We start from the raw sequence: 15,359 nt of genomic DNA on the forward strand, positions 1-15,359 counted from the left end.
GTTTTTTATTGGAATTTCAGCGTGGCGCAGGCAGGTTTTATCTTAACCCGACACTGGCGGGACACCCCGCAAGGGACAGAGGTCTCCTTCTGGCTGGCGACGGACAACGGGCCGTTGCAGGTTACGCTTACACCGCAAGAGTCCGTGGCGTTTATTCCCGCCGATCAGGTTCCCCGCGCCCAGCATATTTTGCAGGGTGAACAAGGCTTTCGCCTGACGCCGCTGGCGTTAAAGGATTTTCATCGCCAGCCGGTGTATGGCCTTTACTGTCGCGCCCATCGCCAGTTAATGAATTACGAAAAGCGCCTGCGTGAAGGTGGCGTTACCGTCTACGAGGCCGATGTGCGCCCGCCGGAACGCTATCTGATGGAGCGGTTTATCACCTCTCCGGTGTGGGTCGAGGGTGATATGCGCAATGGCGCTATCGTTAATGCCCGTCTGAAACCGCATCCCGACTACCGCCCGCCGCTCAAGTGGGTTTCTATTGATATTGAAACCACCCGCCACGGTGAACTGTACTGCATCGGTCTGGAAGGCTGCGGGCAGCGCATCGTTTATATGCTGGGGCCGGAGAATGGCGATGCCTCCGCGCTTGATTTCGAACTGGAGTACGTCGCCAGTCGTCCGCAGCTGCTGGAAAAACTCAACGCCTGGTTTGCTAACCACGATCCTGATGTGATCATCGGCTGGAACGTGGTGCAGTTCGATCTGCGAATGCTGCAAAAACATGCCGAGCGCTACCGTATTCCACTGCGTCTGGGGCGCGATAACAGTGAGCTGGAGTGGCGCGAGCACGGCTTTAAAAACGGCGTCTTTTTTGCCCAGGCCAAAGGTCGGCTAATTATCGACGGTATTGAGGCGCTGAAATCTGCATTCTGGAATTTCTCTTCATTCTCGCTGGAAACCGTCGCTCAGGAGTTATTAGGCGAAGGAAAATCTATCGATAACCCGTGGGATCGGATGGACGAAATTGACCGCCGTTTCGCCGAAGATAAACCTGCCCTGGCAACTTATAACCTGAAAGATTGCGAACTGGTGACGCAGATCTTCCACAAAACTGAAATCATGCCGTTTTTACTCGAACGAGCGACGGTTAACGGCCTGCCGGTAGATCGGCACGGGGGGTCGGTGGCAGCGTTTGGTCATCTCTATTTTCCGCGAATGCATCGCGCTGGTTATGTCGCGCCTAATCTCGGCGAAGTGCCGCCGCACGCCAGCCCTGGCGGCTATGTGATGGATTCGCGGCCTGGGCTTTATGATTCGGTACTGGTGCTGGACTACAAAAGCCTGTACCCCTCGATCATCCGCACCTATCTGATTGATCCCGTCGGGCTGGTGGAAGGCATGGCGCAGCCTGATCCAGAGCACAGCACCGAAGGCTTTCTCGATGCCTGGTTCTCGCGGGAGAAACATTGCCTGCCGGAGATTGTGACTAACATCTGGCACGGGCGCGATGAAGCCAAACGCCAGGGCAATAAGCCACTGTCGCAGGCGCTGAAGATCATCATGAATGCCTTTTATGGCGTGCTCGGGACTACCGCCTGTCGCTTCTTCGATCCCCGCCTGGCGTCGTCAATCACCATGCGTGGTCATCAGATCATGCGGCAAACCAAAGCGTTGATTGAAGCGCAGGGCTATGACGTAATCTACGGCGATACTGACTCAACGTTTGTCTGGCTGAAAGGCGCGCACTCCGAAGAAGAAGCGGCGAAAATCGGTCGTGCACTGGTGCAGCACGTTAACGCCTGGTGGGCAGAAACGCTGCAAAAACAACAGCTGACCAGCGCATTAGAACTGGAGTATGAAACCCATTTCTGCCGTTTTCTGATGCCAACCATTCGCGGGGCCGATACGGGCAGCAAAAAGCGCTACGCCGGACTGATTCAGGAGGGCGACAAACAGCGGATGGTGTTTAAAGGGCTGGAAACCGTACGCACCGACTGGACACCGCTGGCCCAGCAGTTTCAGCAGGAGCTATATCTACGTATCTTCCGCAACGAGCCATATCAGGAATACGTTCGCGAAACCATCGACAAACTGATGGCAGGCGAACTGGATGCACGGCTGGTTTACCGTAAACGCCTTCGCCGTCCGCTGAGCGAATATCAGCGTAATGTACCGCCACATGTACGCGCTGCACGCCTTGCCGATGAAGAAAACCAAAAGCGCGGTCGCCCTTTGCAATATCAGAACCGCGGCACCATTAAGTACGTATGGACCACCAACGGCCCGGAGCCGCTGGACTACCAACGTTCACCACTGGATTACGAACACTATCTGACCCGCCAGCTGCAACCGGTAGCGGAGGGAATACTCCCTTTTATTGAGGATAATTTTGCTACACTTATGACCGGGCAACTTGGGCTATTTTGAGCAAAAAAAGAGTTCGCCAGATACCATTTTGATGCGTGACGAATGCTTTGCCATCCAGTACCATAGCGCCCTTTCCATTCCTGGACCTGAATAACACCACTACCTCATAAGCACGGTAGCGGGTGGTTATTGCCTGCAATTAAAGATATAGAGCCGAACACATATGCCTTTTACACTTGGTCAACGCTGGATCAGCGATACAGAAAGCGAATTGGGACTTGGAACCGTTGTCGCGGTGGATGCGCGAACTGTCACTTTACTTTTCCCATCTACTGGTGAAAACCGTCTGTACGCACGCAGTGATTCCCCCGTGACCCGCGTGATGTTCAACCCTGGTGATACCATTACCAGCCATGACGGCTGGCAGATGCAAGTCGAAGAAGTAAAAGAAGAAAATGGCTTGCTGACCTATATCGGTACTCGCCTGGATACTGAAGAGTCCGGCGTAGCCCTGCGTGAAGTTTTCCTTGATAGCAAACTGGTGTTCAGCAAACCGCAGGACCGTCTGTTTGCCGGGCAGATTGACCGTATGGACCGCTTTGCTCTGCGTTATCGCGCACGTAAATATTCCAGCGAACAGTTCCGTATGCCGTACAGCGGCCTGCGCGGTCAGCGTACCAGTCTGATCCCGCATCAGCTCAACATCGCTCATGATGTTGGTCGCCGCCATGCGCCGCGCGTCCTGCTGGCTGACGAAGTGGGTTTAGGGAAAACCATTGAAGCCGGGATGATCCTGCATCAGCAGTTGCTCTCTGGCGCTGCTGAACGTGTACTGATTATCGTCCCGGAAACCTTACAGCATCAGTGGCTGGTAGAAATGCTGCGCCGTTTCAACCTGCGCTTTGCGCTGTTTGATGATGAGCGTTATGCCGAAGCTCAGCACGATGCTTACAACCCGTTCGACACCGAACAGCTGGTGATTTGTTCGCTGGATTTTGCCCGTCGTAGCAAACAGCGTCTGGAACATCTCTGTGAAGCCGAATGGGACCTGCTGGTGGTCGATGAAGCGCATCACCTGGTGTGGAGCGAAGATGCGCCGAGCCGTGAATATCAGGCCATTGAACAACTGGCAGAGCATGTGCCCGGCGTTCTGCTGCTGACTGCGACCCCGGAACAACTGGGGATGGAAAGCCACTTCGCCCGTCTGCGTCTGCTGGACCCGAACCGTTTCCACGATTTCGCGCAGTTCGTTGAAGAGCAGAAAAATTATCGTCCGGTAGCAGATGCCGTTGCCATGCTACTGGCAGGTAACAAACTGAGCAATGATGAACTGAACATGCTCGGTGAGATGATCGGCGAGCAGGATATTGAGCCGTTACTGCAGGCGGCAAACAGCGACAGCGAAGATGCCCAGAGCGCCCGTCAGGAACTGGTTTCCATGCTGATGGATCGCCACGGCACCAGCCGCGTGCTGTTCCGTAACACGCGTAACGGTGTGAAAGGCTTCCCGAAACGCGAGCTGCATACTATTAAGCTGCCGCTGCCGACGCAGTATCAGACGGCGATTAAAGTGTCCGGCATTATGGGCGCACGTAAAAGTGCCGAAGATCGCGCTCGCGATATGCTCTACCCGGAGCGTATTTATCAGGAATTTGAAGGCGATAACGCCACCTGGTGGAACTTCGATCCGCGCGTTGAGTGGCTGATGGGCTACCTGACCAGCCATCGCTCTCAGAAAGTGCTGGTGATCTGCGCTAAAGCCGCTACCGCGCTGCAACTGGAGCAGGTACTGCGTGAGCGTGAAGGTATCCGCGCCGCGGTGTTCCACGAAGGCATGTCGATTATTGAGCGTGACCGCGCTGCGGCATGGTTTGCCGAAGAAGACACCGGCGCGCAGGTGCTGCTGTGTTCGGAAATCGGTTCTGAAGGGCGTAACTTCCAGTTCGCCAGCCACATGGTAATGTTCGATCTGCCGTTCAACCCGGATCTGCTGGAGCAGCGTATTGGTCGTCTGGATCGTATCGGTCAGGCACACGATATTCAGATACATGTGCCTTATCTGGAAAAAACCGCTCAGTCGGTGCTGGTGCGCTGGTATCACGAAGGTCTGGATGCATTCGAGCACACCTGCCCGACCGGACGCACTATCTACGATAGCGTGTATAACGATCTGATTAACTACCTGGCCTCACCGGATCAAACCGAAGGCTTTGACGATCTGATCAAAAACTGCCGCGAGCAGCACGAGGCGTTGAAGGCACAGCTGGAACAGGGTCGTGACCGCCTGCTGGAGATCCATTCCAACGGTGGCGAAAAAGCGCAGGCATTAGCTGAAAGCATTGAAGAGCAGGATGACGATACCAACCTGATCGCCTTCGCCATGAACCTGTTCGATATTATCGGTATCAATCAGGACGATCGCGGCGACAACATGATCGTGCTGACGCCGTCCGATCATATGCTGGTGCCGGACTTCCCGGGCCTGTCGGAAGATGGCATCACCATCACCTTCGACCGTGAGGTAGCGCTGGCGCGTGAAGATGCGCAGTTTATTACCTGGGAGCATCCGCTGATCCGCAACGGTCTGGATCTGATCCTCTCTGGCGATACCGGTAGCAGCACGATTTCACTGTTGAAAAACAAAGCGTTGCCGGTAGGTACGCTGTTGGTGGAATTGATTTATGTCGTTGAAGCCCAGGCTCCGAAGCAGTTGCAGCTCAACCGCTTCCTGCCGCCGACGCCGGTACGTATGCTGCTGGATAAAAATGGCAACAACCTGGCGGCGCAGGTGGAGTTTGAAACCTTTAACCGTCAGCTTAACGCGGTTAACCGCCACACTGGCAGCAAGCTGGTTAATGCCGTGCAGCAGGATGTTCACGCTATCCTTCAGCTGGGTGAAGCGCAGATCGAGAAATCTGCCCGAGCATTGATTGATGCAGCGCGTAACGAAGCCGACGAAAAACTGTCTGCCGAGCTGTCTCGGCTGGAAGCTCTGCGCGCAGTGAACCCGAACATTCGTGACGACGAACTGACTGCTATTGAGAGCAACCGTCAGCAGGTAATGGAAAGCCTGGATCAGGCAGGCTGGCGTCTGGATGCCCTGCGTTTGATCGTTGTGACGCATCAGTAACGGAGCCGAAAATGGGGATGGAAAACTACAATCCGCCGCAGGAGCCCTGGCTGGTTATCCTGTATCAGGATGACCACATTATGGCGGTCAACAAGCCGAGCGGTTTGTTGTCTGTGCCGGGGCGTCTGGAGGAGCACAAAGACAGCGTGATGACGCGCATTCAGCGTGATTATCCGCAGGCGGAATCGGTGCATCGTCTGGATATGGCTACCAGCGGCGTGATTGTAGTGGCGCTGACCAAAGCCGCGGAGCGGGAATTAAAACGCCAGTTCCGCGAGCGCGAGCCGAAAAAGCAGTATGTGGCCCGCGTCTGGGGGCACCCATCCCCAGCGGAAGGTCTGGTAGATCTGCCGCTGATTTGCGACTGGCCAAACCGCCCGAAACAGAAAGTCTGTTACGAAACAGGTAAACCTGCGCAGACGGAATATGAAGTGGTGGAGTATGCGGCGGATAACACGGCAAGAGTGGTGTTAAAACCGATTACCGGGCGTTCGCATCAGTTGCGTGTGCATATGCTGGCGCTGGGTCATCCGATTCTCGGCGATCGTTTTTATGCATCACCAGAAGCGAGAGCTATGGCACCGCGTTTGTTACTACATGCAGAGATGCTGACGATTACCCATCCGGCGTATGGCAATAGTATGACGTTTAAAGCGCCAGCGGATTTTTAATAGTCTTGCTAGCGCGATTAGGTAGGCAGGAGAAGGCGCTAAGGCCTTCTCTTCTTACTCACCCTGAAACTTATTTAAACCCTTTCTGCTGCTTTATCAGCTCATAGGCCTGCTGAATTTCCTGCGCTTTCTGCTTCGCCATCTCCATCATCTCAGGCGGCAAACCTTTTGCTACCAGCTTATCCGGATGGTGCTCGCTCATCAGCTTACGATAGGCACGTTTAATGGTGGTCGCATCATCCGTCGGCTTCACGCCCAGCACATTACAGGCATCTTCCAGCGTCGGGCCACGCTGCGCTTGCTGCCAGTTACCACCGCCAGATTGCTGCTGATAACCGCCGCCAAACTGTGCACCGCCCTGCATCATGCGCAAAAACTGGTCAAACTGGGCGCGGGAGATGCCTAACTCTTCGGCAATGACATACAGCACCGCCCGTTCATTCGGATGCAGCGAACCATCAGCAAACGCCGCCTGAATCTGGATCTCCAGAAACATACGAATTAAGTCAAAACGACCAAAGCAGACACTGCGAAACTGGCGCATCTTTTCGCGCAGTGGGTAATTGTCTGATTTTCCAACCCGGAACGCATTTTGCGCCGCAGTACGGGAAGCGCCATGAAGGTTCATTCGGTCCATCAACTGGCTGGCGATATGAATATCAGCCTCCGTGACGCGACCTTTGGATTTGGTTAAATGCCCCATCACTTCAAAAGTGGTGGCAAAAAACAGCGCCTGACGCTCACGCTGGTTGGCGAACCACGCCATTTTACGGCTACGGGCTTTATCAAACATATGGCCAATTAACAGGCCTAACACTACGCCCCAAAAGCCGCCGCCCATCAGTAAGGCCACGGCCACGCCAATGATTTTTCCCCAATACTGCATATATTCCCCAAATCGACACACGGATATCAGGGCTATCTCCCACAATATAAAGGTGCTTTTACCGTTTTCCGGCTGCGGTCAATTGTGGGACATCGCCTATAATTTGCATTATCATACCTGTCATTCAATGCCGTGCCTAACACCACTGACGCTATTCGGACAGGATTAACACTAGCGTAGAGATGACGAGTACGTTAGTCTCTGACCGTTTGTCACGCGCAACGTTACCGATGATGGAACAATAAAATCAACGTATGAAAAAACGTATCCCCACTCTCCTGGCCACCATGATTGCCACCGCCCTTTATAGTCAACAGGGACTGGCAGCCGACCTCGCCTCACAGTGCATGTTGGGCGTGCCAAGCTATGATCGTCCTCTGGTACAGGGCGATACCAATGACTTACCCGTGACTATCAATGCTGACCACGCGAAAGGGGACTACCCGGATGACGCCGTGTTTACTGGCAGCGTGGATATCATGCAGGGTAACAGCCGTCTGCAGGCCGACGAAGTGCAGCTCCATCAAAAAGAGGCACCAGGACAGCCGGAGCCAGTACGTACCGTTGATGCGCTCGGTAATGTCCATTACGACGATAACCAGGTCATCCTCAAAGGGCCGAAAGGCTGGGCGAACCTGAACACCAAAGATACCAACGTCTGGGAAGGTGATTACCAGATGGTGGGTCGCCAGGGTCGCGGTAAAGCGGACCTGATGAAACAACGTGGTGAAAACCGCTATACCATTCTGGATAACGGTAGCTTTACCTCCTGTCTGCCGGGTTCCGACACCTGGAGCGTAGTAGGTAGCGAAATTATTCATGACCGCGAAGAACAAGTTGCGGAAATCTGGAACGCCCGCTTTAAGGTGGGTCCGGTACCGATCTTTTATAGCCCATATTTGCAGTTGCCGGTGGGTGACAAACGTCGTTCTGGTTTCTTGATCCCGAACGCCAAGTACACCACCACCAACTACTTTGAGTTCTACCTGCCATATTACTGGAACATTGCGCCAAATATGGATGCCACCATCACGCCGCATTATATGCATCGTCGTGGCAACATCATGTGGGAGAACGAATTCCGCTACCTCTCCCAGGCGGGCGCAGGTTTGATGGAACTGGACTATCTGCCTTCCGATAAAGTCTATGAAGATGAACACCCGAACGATGACAGTTCACGTCGTTGGTTGTTCTACTGGAACCACTCCGGGGTCATGGATCAGGTGTGGCGTTTCAACGTCGACTACACCAAGGTCAGCGATCCTAGCTACTTCAATGATTTCGATAACAAGTACGGTTCCAGTACTGACGGCTACGCAACGCAAAAATTCAGCGTTGGCTATGCGGTACAAAACTTCAATGCCACCGTTTCAACCAAGCAGTTCCAGGTCTTCAGCGAACAGAACACCAGTAGCTACTCGGCAGAGCCGCAGTTAGACGTTAACTACTACCAGAATGATGTTGGTCCATTTGATACGCGCATTTACGGCCAGGCTGTGCACTTTGTTAACACCAGAGACGACATGCCTGAAGCAACCCGTGTTCACCTGGAACCGACCATCAATTTGCCGCTCTCTAATAACTGGGGCAGCATCAATACCGAAGCGAAGTTGCTGGCAACCCATTATCAGCAAACCAACCTTGACTGGTATAACTCCAGAAACACAACCAAGCTGGACGAATCCGTTAACCGCGTAATGCCGCAATTCAAAGTTGACGGCAAAATGGTCTTTGAACGCGATATGGAAATGCTGGCACCGGGTTATACCCAAACGCTGGAACCGCGCGCGCAGTATTTGTACGTGCCGTATCGCGATCAGAGCGACATCTATAACTACGACTCGTCTCTGCTGCAATCTGACTACTCAGGCCTGTTCCGGGACCGGACTTATGGCGGTCTTGACCGTATTGCCTCCGCTAACCAGGTGACGACCGGTGTCACATCTCGCATATATGATGATGCTGCCGTTGAACGTTTTAATATTTCCGTTGGTCAAATCTACTATTTCACGGAGTCTCGCACTGGCGATGACAACATAACATGGGAGAATGACGACAAAACGGGCTCACTGGTATGGGCAGGCGATACCTACTGGCGTATCTCCGAGCGCTGGGGGTTGCGTGGCGGGATTCAGTACGACACGCGCCTGGATAACGTAGCCACCAGTAACTCCAGCATTGAATACCGTCGGGATGAAGACCGTCTGGTGCAGTTGAACTACCGTTACGCCAGCCCGGAATATATTCAGGCTACGCTGCCTAAGTACTATTCCACGGCAGAGCAATATAAGAATGGTATTTCGCAGGTAGGTGCCGTCGCCAGCTGGCCAATTGCCGATCGTTGGTCAATTGTCGGGGCCTACTACTACGACACCAATGCGAACAAGCAAGCCGACTCTATGTTAGGTGTGCAATATAGCTCCTGCTGCTATGCGATTCGCGTCGGTTACGAGCGGAAGCTGAACGGTTGGGATAACGATAAACAACATGCGGTATATGACAACGCAATCGGCTTTAACATCGAACTTCGCGGCCTGAGCTCCAACTACGGTCTGGGTACGCAAGAGATGCTGCGTTCGAACATTCTGCCGTATCAAAACACTTTGTGATTTGTTGATTTACCACGTAATCCGCAGTGCGGTTAATTGAAATGGAAAAAGTATGAAGAACTGGAAAACGCTGCTTCTCGGTATCGCCATGATCGCGAATACCAGTTTCGCTGCCCCCCAGGTAGTCGATAAAGTCGCAGCCGTCGTCAATAACGGCGTCGTGCTGGAAAGCGACGTTGATGGATTAATGCAGTCGGTAAAACTGAACGCTGCCCAGGCAAGGCAGCAACTTCCTGATGATGCTACGCTGCGCCACCAAATCATGGAGCGTTTGATCATGGATCAAATCATCCTGCAGATGGGGCAGAAAATGGGAGTGAAAATCTCCGATGAGCAGCTCGATCAGGCGATTGCTAACATCGCGAAGCAAAACAACATGACGCTGGATCAGATGCGCAGCCGTCTGGCTTACGACGGTCTGAACTACAACACCTATCGTAACCAGATCCGCAAAGAGATGATTATCTCTGAAGTGCGTAACAACGAAGTGCGTCGTCGCATCACTATCCTGCCGCAGGAAGTTGAATCTCTGGCGCAGCAGGTGGGTAACCAAAACGATGCCAGCACTGAGCTGAACCTGAGCCACATCCTGATTCCGCTGCCAGAAAACCCGACCTCTGATCAGGTGAACGAAGCGGAAAGCCAGGCGCGTGCCATTGTCGATCAGGCGCGTAACGGCGCTGATTTCGGTAAGCTGGCGATTGCTCATTCTGCCGACCAGCAGGCGCTGAACGGCGGCCAGATGGGCTGGGGCCGTATTCAGGAGTTGCCGGGGATCTTCGCCCAGGCATTAAGCACCGCGAAGAAAGGCGACATTGTTGGCCCGATTCGTTCCGGCGTTGGCTTCCATATTCTGAAAGTTAACGACCTGCGCGGCGAAAGCAAAAATATCTCGGTGACCGAAGTTCATGCTCGCCATATTCTGCTGAAATCGTCGCCGATCATGACTGACGAACAGGCCCGCGTGAAACTGGAACAGATTGCTGCCGATATCAAGAGTGGTAAAACGACTTTTGCTGCCGCAGCGAAAGAGTTTTCTCAGGATCCAGGCTCTGCTAACCAGGGCGGTGATCTCGGCTGGGCTACGCCAGATATTTTCGATCCGGCCTTCCGTGACGCCCTGACCCGCCTGAACAAAGGTCAAATGAGTGCACCGGTTCACTCTTCATTCGGCTGGCATTTAATCGAACTGCTGGATACCCGTAATGTCGATAAAACCGACGCTGCGCAGAAAGATCGTGCATACCGCATGCTGATGAACCGTAAGTTCTCGGAAGAAGCAGCAAGCTGGATGCAGGAACAACGTGCCAGCGCCTACGTTAAAATCCTGAGCAACTAATGATTAAAACCCAACGTGTTGTGATCACTCCCGGCGAACCCGCCGGGATTGGCCCGGACTTAGTTGTCCAGCTTGCACAGCGTGAGTGGCCGGTCGAACTGGTTGTTTGTGCCGATGCCACTCTCCTTACCGACCGGGCAGCGATGCTCGGTTTGCCGCTCACCCTCCGCCCTTATACCCCCAACTCCCCTGCACAACCGCAAACTGCGGGCACATTAACGCTACTTCCTGTCGCGCTACGTGAATCTGTCACTGCGGGGCAGTTAGCGGTTGAAAATGGGCATTATGTGGTGGAGACGCTGGCGCGAGCGTGTGATGGCTGTCTGAACGGTGAATTTGCTGCGCTGATCACAGGCCCCGTGCATAAAGGCGTCATTAACGACGCAGGCATTCCGTTTACCGGTCATACCGAGTTTTTCGAAGAGCGTTCGCAGGTGAAAAAAGTGGTAATGATGCTGGCGACCGAAGAACTTCGCGTGGCGCTGGCAACGACGCATTTACCGCTGCGCGATATCGCAGACGCTATCACCCCTGCGCTTTTGCACGAAGTCATTGCTATTTTGCATCACGATTTGCGGACCAAATTTGGTATTGCCGAACCGCGCATTCTGGTCTGCGGGCTGAATCCGCACGCGGGCGAAGGCGGTCATATGGGTACGGAAGAGATAGACACTATCATTCCGGTGCTCGACGAGTTACGGGGGCAGGGGATGAAACTTAACGGGCCGCTGCCTGCCGATACCCTGTTTCAGCCGAAATATCTCGATAACGCCGACGCCGTGCTGGCGATGTACCACGATCAGGGTCTTCCCGTGCTAAAATACCAGGGCTTCGGGCGCGGTGTGAACATTACGCTGGGCCTGCCCTTTATTCGCACATCAGTGGACCACGGCACCGCGCTTGAACTGGCGGGACGTGGCAAAGCCGATGTCGGCAGTTTTATTACGGCGCTTAATCTCGCCATCAAAATGATTGTTAACACCCAATGAATAATCGAGTCCACCAGGGCCACTTAGCCCGTAAACGCTTCGGGCAAAACTTTCTCAACGATCAGTTCGTGATCGACAGCATTGTTTCTGCCATTAACCCGCAGAAGGGCCAGGCGATGGTCGAAATCGGCCCCGGTCTGGCGGCATTGACCGAACCGGTCGGCGAACGTCTGGACCAGCTGACGGTCATCGAACTTGACCGCGATCTGGCGGCACGTCTGCAAACGCATCCATTCTTAGGCCCGAAACTGACGATTTATCAGCAGGATGCGATGACCTTTAACTTTGGCGAACTGGCTACAAAAATGGGCCAGCCGCTGCGTGTTTTCGGCAACCTGCCTTATAACATCTCCACGCCGTTGATGTTCCATCTGTTTAGCTATACTGATGCCATTGCCGACATGCACTTTATGTTGCAAAAAGAGGTGGTGAATCGTCTGGTTGCAGGACCGAACAGCAAGGCGTATGGTCGATTAAGCGTCATGGCGCAATACTATTGCAACGTGATCCCGGTGCTGGAAGTTCCGCCGTCAGCCTTTACACCACCACCCAAAGTGGATTCCGCCGTCGTGCGCCTGGTTCCTCATGCAACGATGCCTCACCCGGTCAAAGATGTTCGCGTGTTGAGCCGCATCACCACCGAAGCCTTTAACCAGCGTCGTAAAACCATTCGTAACAGCCTCGGCAACCTGTTTAGCGTCGAGGTGTTAACGGGAATGGGGATCGACCCGGCGATGCGAGCGGAAAATATCTCTGTCGCGCAATATTGCCAGATGGCGAACTATCTGGCGGAGAACGCGCCTTTGCAGGAGAGTTAACGATGATCAATTCGCCCCGAGTGTGTATTCAGGTTCAAAGCGTCTACATTGAGGCACAATCTTCACCTGATAATGAACGTTACGTTTTTGCTTATACCGTAACCATACGCAATCTGGGGCGAGCGCCAGTGCAGTTGTTGGGGCGTTACTGGCTGATCACCAATGGCAATGGCCGTGAAACCGAAGTCCAGGGCGAAGGAGTGGTTGGCGTCCAGCCACTTATCGCGCCTGGCGAAGAGTACCAGTACACCAGCGGTGCAATCATTGAAACCCCGCTGGGCACCATGCAGGGTCACTACGAAATGATCGATGAAAATGGCGTCCCTTTCAGCATCGACATTCCCGTATTCCGACTCGCCGTTCCCACACTCATTCATTAAAAGAATATGGCGACATACCTTATTGGCGACGTTCATGGTTGTTACGATGAACTGATCGCATTGCTGCATAAAGTAGAATTTACCCCTGGGAAAGACACCCTCTGGCTGACAGGCGATCTGGTCGCGCGCGGCCCTGGTTCGCTGGATGTTCTGCGCTATGTGAAATCCTTAGGCGACAGCGTACGTCTGGTGCTGGGCAATCACGATCTGCATCTGCTGGCGGTATTTGCCGGGATCAGCCGCAATAAACCGAAAGATCGCCTGACACCGCTGCTGGAAGCGCCGGATGCCGACGAGCTGCTTAACTGGCTGCGTCGCCAGCCTCTGCTGCAAATCGACGAAGAGAAAAAACTGGTGATGGCCCACGCAGGGATCACGCCGCAGTGGGATCTGCAGACTGCCAAAGAATGCGCGCGCGATGTAGAAGCGGTGCTGTCGAGCGACTCCTATCCCTTCTTCCTGGATGCCATGTACGGCGATATGCCAAATAACTGGTCACCGGAATTGCGGGGGCTGGGAAGACTGCGGTTTATCACCAACGCCTTTACCCGTATGCGCTTTTGCTTCCCGAACGGTCAACTGGATATGTACAGCAAAGAATCGCCGGAAGAAGCCCCTGCCCCACTGAAACCGTGGTTTGCGATTCCTGGCCCCGTCGCTGAAGAGTACAGCATCGCCTTTGGTCACTGGGCATCGCTGGAAGGCAAAGGTACGCCGGAAGGTATTTACGCGCTGGATACCGGCTGTTGCTGGGGCGGTTCATTAACCTGCCTGCGCTGGGAAGATAAACAGTATTTTGTCCAGCCGTCGAACCGGCATAAAGATATGGGTGAGGGAGAGGCGGTCGCGTCTTAAATCCCGTCGAGCATAAAATCTAATGCTCCTTTAATCAAAGTTCGGTGCGCGCTGGCATCGCAAAATTCAACAAAGCAGCGCGGCAAAACAACTCCGCGCTACATTTTATGGCTCAATAATCGTCATCGAAGGCTAGCGCACGCTCTCGCGACCAGCGCGCATATAATTGCAGGGCTGCATTCACAACATCACGGTCATAGCTGAAAATGAATTCCTTAATATCACTATTACTCTTTTCTTCCAGGCCCAGTATCTCAAGATACGCTTCATACTCTTCTTCATTATTCTGCGGATCAAAAATAACCTTCAAAAAATGCATGTAGCTTTCAGGTCCACCGATATCTTCAGGAGGACACATCATCGAGCCTTCAACGCACTCAAAAGGAGTCTGCATTTCATCCCCAAAGTGGCTTTTATCTTCAAGGACGATTTCATGCTCCCAGCAATCACCAAAATCATAGGTGTAGGTTAATTTATTCCTTTTACTCTTAAGCAGTTCGTTTAGCCGAATTTCAGCTTCATCCGTCTCATTTACCGCTTCGGGGAATTCCGTATAAATTTGCTTTTTGAATTTAAAATTGTGCAAATGACTGTCATCCCACCCCATGACGATCTGCACAACATCGTGTAATCGATCAAGCGTCAGATTGGCGGGAACAACAAACCGGCGCCAGACTGCCGGTTCGACATGTTTAAGCGTAATTTTAAGTTGATAAAAGTAATTCACATCGGCCTCCTTATGCCATGTAAACACTTTATCTTGAGAAGAATTACCGCCGCTCCAGAATCTCAAAGCAATAGCTATGAGAGTTCTGCGCATCAGCGTCGTGGAATTCGCTGAATACCGATTCCCAGTCATCCGGCTCGTAATCCGGGAAATGGGTGTCGCCTTCCACTTCTGCGTCGATATGCGTCAGATACAGTTTTTGCGCTTTTGGCAGAAACTGCTCATAAACGCGACCACCGCCAATCACCATGATTTCTGGTACGTCACCACACGCCGCGATGGCTTCATCCACCGACTTCACCCACGTTACGCGATCATCCGTACCCGGTTGACTGCTGAGGATAATATTTTTGCGTCCTGGCAGCGGACGACCGATGGATTCCCAGGTATGGCGGCCCATAATCACGGGTTTATTTAAGGTGTTGCGCTTAAACCAGGCGAGATCGGCAGGCAGGTTCCACGGCATGGCGTTTTCCATGCCGATAACGCGATCTACCGCTAACGCCGCAATCAGACTGATCATTGAGATTTCCCGATAAAAAAAATTGTCGCCACTATACGTAAAGCGTAAACCGTCGTCGACTGGTGCGAGGATGATGTTGAGGAAAATTTTATATTCTGCTGGCGAGTCCACGCTCTCCC

The 15,359-nt window shown here is 53.2% G+C and carries 12 protein-coding genes and 1 pseudogene; 9 read left to right on the forward strand and 4 right to left on the reverse strand.

Translation table 11 applies throughout. The annotated features are described in order from the left end of the window. Positions 1-21: 21 nt before the first annotated feature. From polB to rluA, 3 genes are all read left to right on the forward strand, one after another. A complete protein-coding gene (gene polB, locus FQ015_RS12715; RefSeq protein ID WP_160524120.1) occupies positions 22-2,373 on the forward strand; it encodes a DNA polymerase II in 2,352 nt (783 codons plus the stop codon). Positions 2,374-2,536: 163 nt separating this feature from the next. Next, positions 2,537-5,443 (forward strand): RNA polymerase-associated protein RapA, encoded by a 2,907-nt coding sequence (rapA, locus tag FQ015_RS12720; RefSeq protein WP_001117011.1) that lies wholly within the window; start codon positions 2,537-2,539, stop codon positions 5,441-5,443. A gap of 11 nt (positions 5,444-5,454) precedes the next feature. Further along, a complete protein-coding gene (gene rluA / locus FQ015_RS12725; protein ID WP_115738986.1) occupies positions 5,455-6,114 on the forward strand; it encodes a bifunctional tRNA pseudouridine(32) synthase/23S rRNA pseudouridine(746) synthase RluA in 660 nt (219 codons plus the stop codon). A 70-nt stretch (positions 6,115-6,184) separates the two neighbouring features. On the opposite strand, the gene djlA is transcribed toward rluA, so the two are convergent. Further along, positions 6,185-7,000 carry a co-chaperone DjlA gene (gene djlA, locus FQ015_RS12730; RefSeq protein WP_001200573.1) on the reverse strand — a complete coding sequence of 272 codons (816 nt, stop codon included), beginning with the start codon at positions 6,998-7,000 and terminating at the stop codon, positions 6,185-6,187. A gap of 254 nt (positions 7,001-7,254) precedes the next feature. On the opposite strand from djlA, the gene lptD reads away from it, so the two are divergent. The 6 genes from lptD to apaH are packed head-to-tail and all read left to right on the forward strand — an operon-like array spanning position 7,255 to position 13,990. Then, the gene (gene lptD / locus FQ015_RS12735) at positions 7,255-9,609 is read left to right on the forward strand and encodes an LPS assembly protein LptD (protein ID WP_000746151.1); all 2,355 of its coding nucleotides are present in this window, start codon (positions 7,255-7,257) and stop codon (positions 9,607-9,609) included. Positions 9,610-9,661: 52 nt separating this feature from the next. Further along, the gene (gene surA, locus FQ015_RS12740; RefSeq protein WP_160524121.1) at positions 9,662-10,948 is read left to right on the forward strand and encodes a peptidylprolyl isomerase SurA; all 1,287 of its coding nucleotides are present in this window, start codon (positions 9,662-9,664) and stop codon (positions 10,946-10,948) included. After that, positions 10,948-11,937 (forward strand): 4-hydroxythreonine-4-phosphate dehydrogenase PdxA, encoded by a 990-nt coding sequence (gene pdxA / locus FQ015_RS12745; RefSeq protein ID WP_160524122.1) that lies wholly within the window; start codon positions 10,948-10,950, stop codon positions 11,935-11,937. Before surA ends, pdxA begins: the two co-directional genes overlap by 1 nt. After that, positions 11,934-12,755 carry a 16S rRNA (adenine(1518)-N(6)/adenine(1519)-N(6))-dimethyltransferase RsmA gene (gene rsmA / locus FQ015_RS12750; protein ID WP_001065391.1) on the forward strand — a complete coding sequence of 274 codons (822 nt, stop codon included), beginning with the start codon at positions 11,934-11,936 and terminating at the stop codon, positions 12,753-12,755. The genes pdxA and rsmA overlap by 4 nt, the downstream gene beginning before the upstream one ends. A 2-nt stretch (positions 12,756-12,757) precedes the next feature. Next, complete coding sequence (gene apaG, locus FQ015_RS12755) at positions 12,758-13,135, forward strand: Co2+/Mg2+ efflux protein ApaG (RefSeq protein WP_000610901.1); 378 nt, start codon at positions 12,758-12,760, stop codon at positions 13,133-13,135. 6 nt (positions 13,136-13,141) lie between these two features. Beyond that, entirely contained in the window at positions 13,142-13,990 is an 849-nt protein-coding gene (apaH, locus tag FQ015_RS12760; protein WP_000257189.1) for a bis(5'-nucleosyl)-tetraphosphatase (symmetrical) ApaH, read from the forward strand. On the opposite strand, the pseudogene FQ015_RS24210 reads toward apaH, so the two are convergent. The 3 genes and pseudogenes from FQ015_RS24210 to folA form a co-directional block, all read right to left on the reverse strand. Next, positions 13,987-14,058 (reverse strand): annotated as a pseudogene (locus FQ015_RS24210) (CcdB family protein); the annotation flags it as partial. The gene apaH and the pseudogene FQ015_RS24210 sit on opposite strands and share 4 nt — an antisense overlap. A gap of 44 nt (positions 14,059-14,102) precedes the next feature. Beyond that, positions 14,103-14,717 (reverse strand): IS1096 element passenger TnpR family protein, encoded by a 615-nt coding sequence (locus FQ015_RS12765; protein WP_160524123.1) that lies wholly within the window; start codon positions 14,715-14,717, stop codon positions 14,103-14,105. Positions 14,718-14,760: 43 nt separating this feature from the next. Then, complete coding sequence (gene folA / locus FQ015_RS12770) at positions 14,761-15,240, reverse strand: type 3 dihydrofolate reductase (RefSeq protein ID WP_000624375.1); 480 nt, start codon at positions 15,238-15,240, stop codon at positions 14,761-14,763. Between the last annotated feature and the right edge of the window lie 119 nt (positions 15,241-15,359).

Source organism: Escherichia sp. HH26CH (assembly GCF_009820205.1).
GTDB lineage: Bacteria > Pseudomonadota > Gammaproteobacteria > Enterobacterales > Enterobacteriaceae > Escherichia > Escherichia coli_F.